Source organism: Methylotenera sp. (assembly GCF_013141425.1).
Taxonomy (GTDB): Bacteria; Pseudomonadota; Gammaproteobacteria; order Burkholderiales; family Methylophilaceae; genus Methylotenera.
The window spans coordinates 1-10063 of the sequence record NZ_JABFRA010000139.1 but is presented as its reverse complement, the minus strand read 5'-3'; the positions used below and the strand labels follow the sequence as shown (position 1 = coordinate 10063).

Here is a 10063-nt window from a genome sequence, read left to right as displayed (position 1 = left end):
ATAACGTATCAATCACAGTAACATTGATTTCACCAATCGCGATGGAAGAAGGCTTACGCTTTGCTATTCGTGAAGGTGGCCGTACTGTTGGTGCGGGTGTTGTTGCGAAGATTATCGAATAGTAGTTAGTTGTAAACAAAAAGCTACGCTTACAACCCGGCGTGGCTTTTTGAGTTGTAAGGCTTTTAAAGCCTAAGCTACAGGCCAATAGCTCAATTGGTAGAGTATCGGTCTCCAAAACCGAGGGTTGGGGGTTCGAGACCCTCTTGGCCTGCCAGATTTTATATGACGCATTAAGCGTTATTTAGTGAATGCTATTTAAGTAAATTATGATCAACAAAATAAAGTTGTTGGTGGCATTTTTGCTACTTGCTACAGGAATTGCTGGATTCTACCTATTGGCAGATAAGGCGCTGGTGTTGCGTATCCTTGCCGTTCTTGCGGGTCTTGCTGCCTTTGTTGCTGTTCTATGGACTACGCCAGTGGGGCAAAAGTCGTTTGGCTTCCTGGGTGAATCTGTTGCTGAGGCGCGTAAAGTAGTTTGGCCTACACGTAAAGAAACGACACAAACCACATTGGTTGTATTCGTTTTGGTTGTTGTGATGGCGGCCTTTTTGGCGGTTGTTGATATTGGTTTCGCATTTATGGTGCAGTGGTTAATGGGACGGGGCGCGTAATGAGTATGAAATGGTACGCGGTACAAGCATTTTCTGGCTTTGAAAAATCTGTACAAAAAGGCTTGGAAGAGCGCGTTGTGCGTGCTGGCCTTCAAGATCAGTTTGGTCAAATTTTAGTACCAATTGAAGAAGTGATTGAGATGAAAGCGGGTCAAAAGACCATCTCTGAGCGCAAGTTGTATCCAGGTTACGTTTTAGTACAAATGGACATGACAGATGAAAGTTGGCATTTGGTGAAAAGTACACCGCGTGTAACGGCTTTCATTGGCGGCAGTGCACAAAAGCCAACTCCAATTAAAGACAAGGAAGTTGATATCATCTTGCAGCGGATTGATGATAGCAAAAGCAATCCTACCCAAAAACTTACCTTTGAAAAAGGTGAGTCTGTTCGCATTGTTGATGGTCCATTTAAAGATTTTTCTGGCAATGTTGAAGATGTTAATTACGAAAAGAGCAAATTGCATGTTTCAGTTGTGATTTTTGGTCGTTCAACGCCAGTGGAGTTGGAATTCAGTCAAATCGAAAAAGAAGTTTAGTAGGTAGTTTCAATCAACGGGGAGCTAAGTGACTTAGCGTTTGTACCCATTTTAGGAGTTATACCATGGCAAAGAAAGTCATTGGCTACATCAAACTGCAAATTCCTGCAGGTAAAGCCAACCCAAGTCCACCAGTCGGTCCTGCATTAGGTCAACGTGGTTTGAATATTATGGAATTCTGTAAGGCATTTAATGCTGCAACGCAAGGCGTAGAGCCAGGCTTGCCAATTCCAGTAGTGATTACAGCTTTTGCTGATAAGAGCTTTACATTCGTGATGAAAACGCCTCCGGCGACAATTCTGATCAAAAAAGCGGCTAACATTACTAAAGGTTCACCACGTCCTCACACGGACAAAGTTGGTAAAATCACGCGTAAACAAGCTGAAGATATTGCAACAACCAAATTGCCTGACTTAACTGCGTCAGATATGGATGCTGCCGTGCGCACAATCGCGGGTAGTGCACGTAGTATGGGTATTGAAGTGGAGGGCGTATAACATGGCTAAGAGAATAGATGCGCTGCGCGCAAAAGTAGACCGTAATAAACTTTACCCAGTAACGGATGGTTTGACATTGGTTAAAGAAAATGCAACAGCTAAATTCAATGAATCTATTGATGCAGTAGTTAATTTGGGTATTGACGCACGTAAGTCTGACCAGTTAGTACGCGGTGCTCTAGTTTTACCAAATGGTACGGGTAAAACAACGCGTGTTGCTGTGTTCGCACAGGGTGCGCAAGCTGAAGCGGCTAAAGCTGCTGGTGCTGATGTGGTTGGTTTTGAAGATTTAGCCGAACAAGTTAAAGCGGGCGTAATGGATTTTGATATTGTGATTGCAACTCCAGATGCTATGCGTATTGTGGGTGCTTTGGGTCAAATATTAGGCCCACGTGGTTTAATGCCAAACCCAAAAGTTGGAACTGTTACGCCTGATGCTGCTACAGCTGTTAAAAATGCAAAAGCGGGTCAAGTGCAATATCGTACAGACAAAGGCGGTATTATTCACTGCACAATCGGCCGCGCTTCTTTCACGGTTGAGCAGTTGCAAGGTAACCTACTTGCTTTGGTAGATGCTTTAAATAAAGCTAAGCCTGCTTCAACTAAGGGTATTTACCTTAAGAAATTATCAATTTCTAGCACTATGGGTGCTGGTGTGCGTGTTGATCAAGCTACCTTAGTAGCGTAGTAAAGAATGGAGATTGCGCTCGTTAATTGAGCGCAATCGCAAAGGGCTTTGGGCTCGTTGCTTGTGAGTAGCTGGTAATGGATACGAATAGGCTGCGGGGTTATCAAAGACCGTAGGTGCTGAAAGGCTTAATGTAAGTCTTTTAAGTTGGGTGAAGATTTGCTGGCGTATGTCTATAGCGCTTTGACCTCTGACTTAAAACTGCTAAACCCTACGCAGATGGCGTATCCCTAAACAGGAAAAATATCTCCTATTGAATGATCGCCGTAAAATGGTTTTTAGTGTCGTTCTTATAATCGCCTAAAATGGATTTTAAGCACGTATCGCTAAGAGCAGATTCTGCTTTAGCAATAAAGTGGAGATTTTAACGGAAGGAGAAAAGACTTTGAGTCTAAATCTAACAGAGAAAAAAGCAGTCGTTGCAGAAGTTGTTGCTCAGGTAGCACAAGCTCAAGCAATTGTGCTTGCTGAGTATCGTGGTATTGCCGTGTCAGACTTAACAGTACTTCGTGCAGATGCACGCAAGTCAGGGGTGTATTTACGTGTGCTTAAAAACACCTTGGTACGTCGTGCTGTCGATGGTACGCCATTTTCAGCGTTGGCAAACGACATGGTTGGTCCGCTAGTATTTGGTATTTCAACTGACCCAGTGGCCGCTGCAAAAGTATTAAACAACTTTGCAAAAACCAACGATAAACTTGTGATTAAAGCAGGTGCGATTCCAAACCAAGTATTAGATGTTGCAGGTGTTCAAGCCTTGGCATCAACACTTAGTCGTGAAGAATTGCTTGCTAAATTTGCGCGTACGCTTAACGAAGTGCCTACCAAATTCGCACGTGCGATTGCGGCTATTCGTGACGCTAAAGCGGCTTAAATCTCAACACTACTTAATATATTTTAAAGGACTATTCAAATGGCAATTTCAAATGCAGATATTTTAGAAGCAATTGGTTCAAGAACAGTATTGGAATTAACTGAACTGATTAAAGAAATCGAAGAAAAATTTGGCGTATCAGCAGCTGCGGTAGCAGTAGCAGCTGCAGGTGGCGCGGCTCCAGCAGCTGCAGCTGCTGAACAAACCGAATTCAACGTAATCTTAACGGCAGCAGGCGAGCAAAAAGTGAGCGTAATTAAAGCTGTTCGTGAAATCACAGGTTTAGGCTTGAAAGAAGCTAAAGACTTAGTTGATGGCGCACCTAAAGCTGTAAAAGAAGGTGTTTCAAAAGCTGATGCTGATGCAGCATTGAAGAAATTGATCGAAGCTGGTGCAACTGGCGAATTAAAATAATCACTTTGTTTTAGTGTGATTTAGGCTGACGGGAAACCGTCGGCCTTCGCCGTTTTTGGCGGCGTAGAAGAATGTAACAAAATGTAATTAAATTTCGTACTTAACATGAAGTTAGAAATAAAAATACTTTAAAACGGCTTATAGGTCAAAACTATAACAAGTATTTTAATTTCTGCCCTCAAATACTAGGAGATGCAATGAGCTATTCCTTCACCGAAAAGAAACGCCTTCGTAAAAGTTTCGCCAAGCGAGAAAGTGTGCAAGAAATCCCATACTTGCTTGCAATGCAGTTAGAGTCCTACAAAGCATTTTTGCAAGCAGAAATTCCAGCTGATAAACGTACTGAAGATGGTTTGCAATCAACCTTTGCTTCTGTTTTTCCGATTGTCAGCCATTCAGGTAATGCACGCTTAGATTACGTAAGCTATCAATTAGGCGCTGAGCCATTTGATGTGAAAGAGTGTCAACAACGTGGTTTAACTTACGCTGCTCCATTGCGCGTAAAAGTCCGTTTGACCATTATGGACAAAGAAGCTTCAAAACCAACAGTTAAAGAAGTGAAAGAGCAAGAAGTTTACATGGGTGAATTGCCTTTGATGACTGAAAATGGCTCATTTGTGATTAATGGTACGGAACGTGTCATTGTTTCTCAATTGCACCGTAGCCCAGGCGTATTCTTTGAGCATGACCGTGGTAAAACACATAGCTCAGGCAAATTATTATTCTCCGCACGTATCATTCCTTACCGTGGTTCTTGGTTAGACTTTGAGTTCGATCCAAAAGATTACTTGTACTTCCGTATTGACCGTCGTCGTAAAATGCCAGTAACAATCTTGTTGAAGGCCTTAGGTTATACGCCAGAACAAATTATCGGTACATTCTTTGATTTCGACACATTTCACGTAAGTGCTAAAGGTGTTGAGTTCACTTTAGTGCCTGATCGATTGCGTGGTGAAGTAGCTAAGTTCGACATCGTTGCTAAAGACGGTACTGTGTTAGTTGCTAAAGACAAGCGTATCACTGTAAAACACATCCGCGATATGGAAAAAGCAGGCGTAAGCAAAATTGCTGTGCCGCAAGACTTTATCTTAGGTCGTGCGATTGGTACGAATATTGTTGACAAAGAAACTGGTGAAATTGTTGCAAATGCAAATGATGAAATCACAGAATCCTTGTTAGAAAAATTAATTGATGCAAAAGTAGGCGAAATCAACACGCTTTACTCGAATGATTTAGATCACGGCGACTACATCTCACAAACTTTACGTATTGATGAAATCCCAGATCAATACAGTGCGCGTGTAGCTATCTACCGTATGATGCGCCCTGGTGAGCCACCAACTGAAGAGTCAGTAGAAGCGCTATTCCAAGGCTTGTTCTTCAACGAAGATCGCTATGATTTGTCGCGCGTTGGTCGTATGAAATTTAACCGTCGTGCCTTCCCAGAAAAAGCGGAAGAGCGTCAATCTAGCTGGATTCGAAAATTCTACGAAAAAGTTGGTCCACGTGGTGCAGAAGGCGCATACATCCTTTCAAATGACGATATTCTTGCTGTGATTGGGGTGTTGTTAGAGTTACGCAATGGCCGTGGTGAGATTGATGATATTGACCACTTAGGTAATCGTCGTATTCGTTCAGTAGGTGAGTTGGCTGAGAACCAATTCCGTACAGGTTTGGTGCGTGTTGAGCGTGCTGTTAAAGAACGTTTGTCACAAGCTGAATCAGACAACCTGATGCCGCACGACTTAATCAATGCAAAACCAGTTTCTAGTGCGATTCGTGAGTTCTTTGGTTCAAGCCAATTGTCACAATTTATGGACCAAACTAACCCATTGTCTGAAATTACGCATAAACGCCGTATTTCAGCTTTAGGTCCAGGTGGTTTGACACGTGAACGCGCAGGTTTTGAGGTGCGTGACGTTCACTCAACCCACTATGGCCGTATGTGTCCAATTGAGACACCTGAAGGTCCAAACATTGGTTTGATTAACTCCTTAGCTTTATATGCACGTACCAATGAATATGGCTTCTTAGAAACGCCATATCGCCGTGTTGAAGGCAACAAAGTATCTGACACGATTGACTACCTCTCAGCCATTGAAGAGAGTCAATACATGATCGCTCAGGCGAACAGTGACTTAGATGCAAAAAATGTATTCGTGGAAGATTTGATTTCTTCGCGTCATCACAACGAGTTCACCATGACTCAACCAGATCGCGTCCAATACATGGACGTTGCACCTGGTCAAATTGTATCTGTGGCGGCTTCATTAATTCCATTTTTGGAACACGATGACGCGAACCGCGCATTGATGGGTGCCAACATGCAACGTCAAGCTGTGCCTTGTTTACGCGCTGAAAAAGCCGTAGTTGGTACAGGTATTGAGCGTACTGTGGCGGTTGACTCTGGTACAACCGTGCAAGCACGCCGTGGTGGTGTAGTTGATTATGTGGACTCAGGCCGTATTGTGATTCGTGTAAACGATGAAGAAGCAAAAGATGGTGAAGTGGGTGTAGATATTTACAACTTAACTAAATATACACGGTCAAACCAAAACACCAACATAAACCAACGTCCATTAGTTCGAGTCGGTGATAAGTTGGCGCGTGGTGACGTGATAGCGGATGGTGCCTCAACGGACATGGGTGAATTGGCATTAGGTCAAAACATGTTAGTAGGCTTTATGCCTTGGAATGGTTATAACTACGAGGACTCTATTTTGATTTCAGAGCGCGTAGTGGCTGATGATCGTTACACTTCAATTCATATTGAAGAGTTAACTGTTGTTGCTCGTGATACTAAATTGGGTGCTGAAGAAATTACGCAAGATATTTCAAACTTAAGCGAGCGCATGCTTGGTCGCTTGGATGAAACGGGTATTATTTATATCGGCGCTGATGTTGAGGCAGGTGACGTTCTAGTGGGTAAAGTGACACCAAAAGGTGAAACTCAACTAACTCCAGAAGAAAAATTGTTACGCGCGATTTTTGGTGAAAAAGCGTCTGATGTTAAAGATACTTCATTGCGCGTGCCTTCAGGCATGAGTGGTACTGTGATTGACGTGCAAGTGTTCACGCGTGAAGGCTTGGAGCGTGACTCACGTGCGCAACAAATTATTGACGATCAATTAACGCATTACAAGCAAGACTTAGCTGACCAAATGCGTATTGTTGAAGATGATACATTTGGTCGTATTCGTCGTTTGATTGAAGGTAAAACTGCAACTGGCGGCCCTAATAAACTGAAAAAAGGTGATGCTTTAACGGCTGAATACTTAGCTTCAGTAGGTCGTTATGACTGGTTTGATATTCGTTTAAGTGATGAAGAAACAGCACGTCAATTAGAGCAATTGAAAGATAGCTTGGCTCAAGCGCGTGTTAACTTCGATAGCAAGTTTGAAGAGAAAAAACGTAAATTGACGCAAGGCGATGAATTGCCAGCTGGCGTACAAAAAATGGTTAAAGTTTACTTGGCTGTTAAACGTCGTATTCAACCTGGCGATAAAATGGCCGGCCGACACGGTAACAAGGGTGTGATTTCAAAAATCTGTCCAGTAGAAGACATGCCACATATGGCAGATGGTACCCCAATGGACATCGTGTTAAACCCACTAGGCGTTCCATCACGTATGAACATTGGTCAGATTTTAGAGGTTCACTTAGGTTGGGCTGCTAAAGGCCTAGGTTTGCGTATTGAAGAAATGTTGCGTGAAGAAGCTAAAGTGGCTGAAATACGTAAATTCCTTGAGCAAATCTACAACGACAGCACAGGTAAAAAAGAAGACATTAAATCATTCAGTGATGCTGAAGTGTTAGAGCTAGCTCGCAACCTAACTAACGGCGTGCCATTTGCAACGCCAGTGTTTGACGGTGCGGCAGAATCTGACATTAGAGCAATGCTTGATTTGGCTTACCCAGATGATGCAGCGCGTACTAAACAGTTGCAGTTCCATGCGGGTAAAACACAAGTAACATTGTTTGATGGTCGTACAGGTGATGCATTTGAGCGTCCAGTGACTGTTGGTTATATGCACGTATTGAAATTGCATCACTTGGTGGATGACAAAATGCATGCACGTTCAACTGGCCCTTACTCACTCGTTACACAACAACCATTGGGCGGTAAAGCACAATTTGGTGGTCAGCGTTTCGGTGAGATGGAGGTTTGGGCGCTTGAGGCTTATGGTGCTTCATATACCTTACAAGAAATGCTGACAGTTAAGTCTGATGACGTGACTGGTCGTACAAAAGTATATGAAAACATTGTTAAAGGCGAACACAAAATTGATGCAGGTATGCCTGAATCATTTAACGTGTTAGTGAAAGAAATTCGTTCACTCGCTATCGACATTGACCTAGACAGAAACTAAGGAGAACAGACTTGAAAGCTCTATTAGACTTATTTAAACAGGTAACGCAAGAAGAAGAGTTTGATGCAATTAAGATTGCACTCGCTTCACCTGAAAAAATCCGTTCATGGTCGTATGGCGAAGTTAAAAAGCCAGAAACTATCAACTACCGTACATTCAAACCTGAGCGTGATGGCTTGTTTTGTGCAAAAATCTTTGGTCCGATAAAAGATTACGAGTGCCTATGTGGTAAATACAAGCGCTTAAAACATCGTGGCGTAATATGCGAAAAATGTGGTGTTGAAGTTACGCTATCTAAAGTGCGTCGTGAGCGCATGGGTCATATTGACCTAGCTTCGCCAGTTGCGCATATTTGGTTCTTGAAATCATTACCAAGCCGTTTAGGTATGGTGCTAGACATAGCTTTGCGTGACATTGAGCGCGTATTGTATTTTGAAGCATTCATCGTGGTTGATCCAGGCATGACACCTCTCACAAGAGGCCAGTTGTTGACTGAGGATGATTACCTAGCAAAAGTTGAAGAGTACGGCGATGAGTTTAACGCTGTTATGGGCGCTGAAGCGGTGCGTGAGTTATTACGCACAATGGATATTGAGCGTGAAGTTGTTCAATTACGCCAAGACTTAGGCGCAACTGGCTCTGAGGCGAAAATTAAGAAAATTGCTAAGCGCTTAAAAGTGTTAGAAGCATTCCAAAAATCTGGCATCAAACCAGAGTGGATGATTTTAGAAATCTTGCCAGTATTGCCACCAGAACTACGTCCATTGGTACCATTAGATGGCGGTCGTTTTGCGACTTCAGATTTGAACGATTTATATCGACGCGTGATTAACCGTAACAATCGTTTAAAACGCTTGTTAGAGTTAAAAGCACCTGAAATTATCGTACGTAACGAAAAACGAATGTTGCAAGAAGCTGTGGATTCACTATTGGATAACGGTCGTCGCGGTAAAGTGATGACTGGTGCCAACAAGCGCCCATTGAAATCATTAGCTGACATGATTAAAGGTAAAGGCGGTCGTTTCCGTCAGAACTTGTTGGGTAAACGTGTTGATTACTCAGGTCGTTCAGTGATTGTGGTTGGTCCGCAACTGAAATTGCATCAATGCGGTTTACCTAAAAAAATGGCTTTGGAGCTATTCAAACCATTCATTTTCCATAAATTGGAAGTGTTAGGTATTGCAACAACGATTAAAGCTGCGAAGAAAAAAGTAGAAGAAGAAGGACCAGAAGTTTGGGATATTCTCGAGGATGTAATCCGCGAGCATCCAGTATTACTTAACCGTGCGCCTACATTGCACCGTTTAGGTATTCAAGCTTTTGAACCTATCTTGATTGAAGGTAAAGCCATCCAATTGCACCCACTCGTCTGCGCGGCATTTAACGCCGACTTCGATGGTGACCAAATGGCTGTTCACGTTCCATTGTCGCTAGAGGCGCAAATGGAAGCACGTACTTTAATGTTGGCATCTAACAACGTATTGTCTCCTGCTAACGGCGAGCCAATTATCGTTCCATCACAAGATATCGTGTTGGGTCTGTACTACATGACGCGTGAAAGAGTTGCGGCACGTGGTGAAGGCATGCGCTTTGCAGATGTTAAAGAAGTGCAACGTGTGTATGACCAAGGTTTAATTGACCTTCATGCCAAAGTGACTGTGCGTATTAAAGAATACGAAATTGATTTAGATGGTGTTAAAACTGAAAAAATCAATCGTTACGAAACTACGGTTGGTCGTGCAATATTGTCACAAATTCTGCCAGCCGGCTTAGCTTATAGCAACCTTGATAAAGCATTGAAAAAGAAAGAGATTTCTAAATTAATCAATGCCTCATTCCGTAAGGTAGGAATCCGCGAAACAGTTATTTTCGCTGATAAACTAAAAGATGCAGGTTACTCATACGCTACTAAAGCTGGTATTTCTATCAGTATTAATGATATGTTAGTACCAAAAGAAAAGGGTGCGTTGATTGCATCAGCTGAATCTGAAGTTAAAGAGATTGAAG

8 protein-coding genes, 1 tRNA gene and 1 pseudogene are annotated in these 10063 nt (G+C 42.7%); all 10 read left to right on the top strand.

All coding sequences use genetic code 11. The features are described from left to right. Positions 1-122: pseudogene (locus HOO90_RS12040) on the top strand (elongation factor Tu); the annotation flags it as partial. A gap of 79 nt (positions 123-201) precedes the next feature. Next, positions 202-277: transfer RNA gene (locus HOO90_RS12035), tRNA-Trp, on the top strand. A 52-nt stretch (positions 278-329) separates the two neighbouring features. After that, positions 330-677 carry a preprotein translocase subunit SecE gene (gene secE, locus HOO90_RS12030; RefSeq protein WP_292843393.1) on the top strand — a complete coding sequence of 116 codons (348 nt, stop codon included), beginning with the start codon at positions 330-332 and terminating at the stop codon, positions 675-677. After that, positions 677-1213: a transcription termination/antitermination protein NusG gene (nusG, locus tag HOO90_RS12025; RefSeq protein WP_292843391.1), complete on the top strand. Its 537-nt coding sequence runs from the start codon at positions 677-679 to the stop codon at positions 1211-1213. The genes secE and nusG overlap by 1 nt, the downstream gene beginning before the upstream one ends. A 65-nt stretch (positions 1214-1278) precedes the next feature. After that, positions 1279-1710 carry a 50S ribosomal protein L11 gene (rplK, locus tag HOO90_RS12020; protein WP_292843389.1) on the top strand — a complete coding sequence of 144 codons (432 nt, stop codon included), beginning with the start codon at positions 1279-1281 and terminating at the stop codon, positions 1708-1710. 1 nt (position 1711) lies between these two features. Then, a complete protein-coding gene (gene rplA, locus HOO90_RS12015; RefSeq protein ID WP_292843387.1) occupies positions 1712-2398 on the top strand; it encodes a 50S ribosomal protein L1 in 687 nt (228 codons plus the stop codon). A gap of 385 nt (positions 2399-2783) precedes the next feature. Beyond that, positions 2784-3272 (top strand): 50S ribosomal protein L10, encoded by a 489-nt coding sequence (gene rplJ, locus HOO90_RS12010; protein WP_292843385.1) that lies wholly within the window; start codon positions 2784-2786, stop codon positions 3270-3272. A gap of 39 nt (positions 3273-3311) precedes the next feature. Continuing rightward, positions 3312-3686: a 50S ribosomal protein L7/L12 gene (gene rplL / locus HOO90_RS12005; protein ID WP_292843383.1), complete on the top strand. Its 375-nt coding sequence runs from the start codon at positions 3312-3314 to the stop codon at positions 3684-3686. 197 nt (positions 3687-3883) lie between these two features. Further along, positions 3884-8056 (top strand): DNA-directed RNA polymerase subunit beta, encoded by a 4173-nt coding sequence (rpoB, locus tag HOO90_RS12000; RefSeq protein ID WP_292843381.1) that lies wholly within the window; start codon positions 3884-3886, stop codon positions 8054-8056. Between the two features lie 11 nt (positions 8057-8067). Continuing rightward, on the top strand, positions 8068-10063 hold a 1996-nt coding region (gene rpoC, locus HOO90_RS11995), incomplete at its 3' end, for a DNA-directed RNA polymerase subunit beta' (protein WP_292843379.1).

Bases quoted from the DNA above. Each gene is read 5' to 3' on its own strand.
- secE (WP_292843393.1), top strand. From the start codon at position 330: ATGATCAACAAAATAAAGTTGTTGGTGGCATTTTTGCTACTTGCTACA.
- nusG (WP_292843391.1), top strand. From the start codon at position 677: ATGAGTATGAAATGGTACGCGGTACAAGCATTTTCTGGCTTTGAAAAA.
- rplK (WP_292843389.1), top strand. From the start codon at position 1,279: ATGGCAAAGAAAGTCATTGGCTACATCAAACTGCAAATTCCTGCAGGT.
- rplA (WP_292843387.1), top strand. From the start codon at position 1,712: ATGGCTAAGAGAATAGATGCGCTGCGCGCAAAAGTAGACCGTAATAAA.
- rplL (WP_292843383.1), top strand. From the start codon at position 3,312: ATGGCAATTTCAAATGCAGATATTTTAGAAGCAATTGGTTCAAGAACA.
- rpoB (WP_292843381.1), top strand. From the start codon at position 3,884: ATGAGCTATTCCTTCACCGAAAAGAAACGCCTTCGTAAAAGTTTCGCC.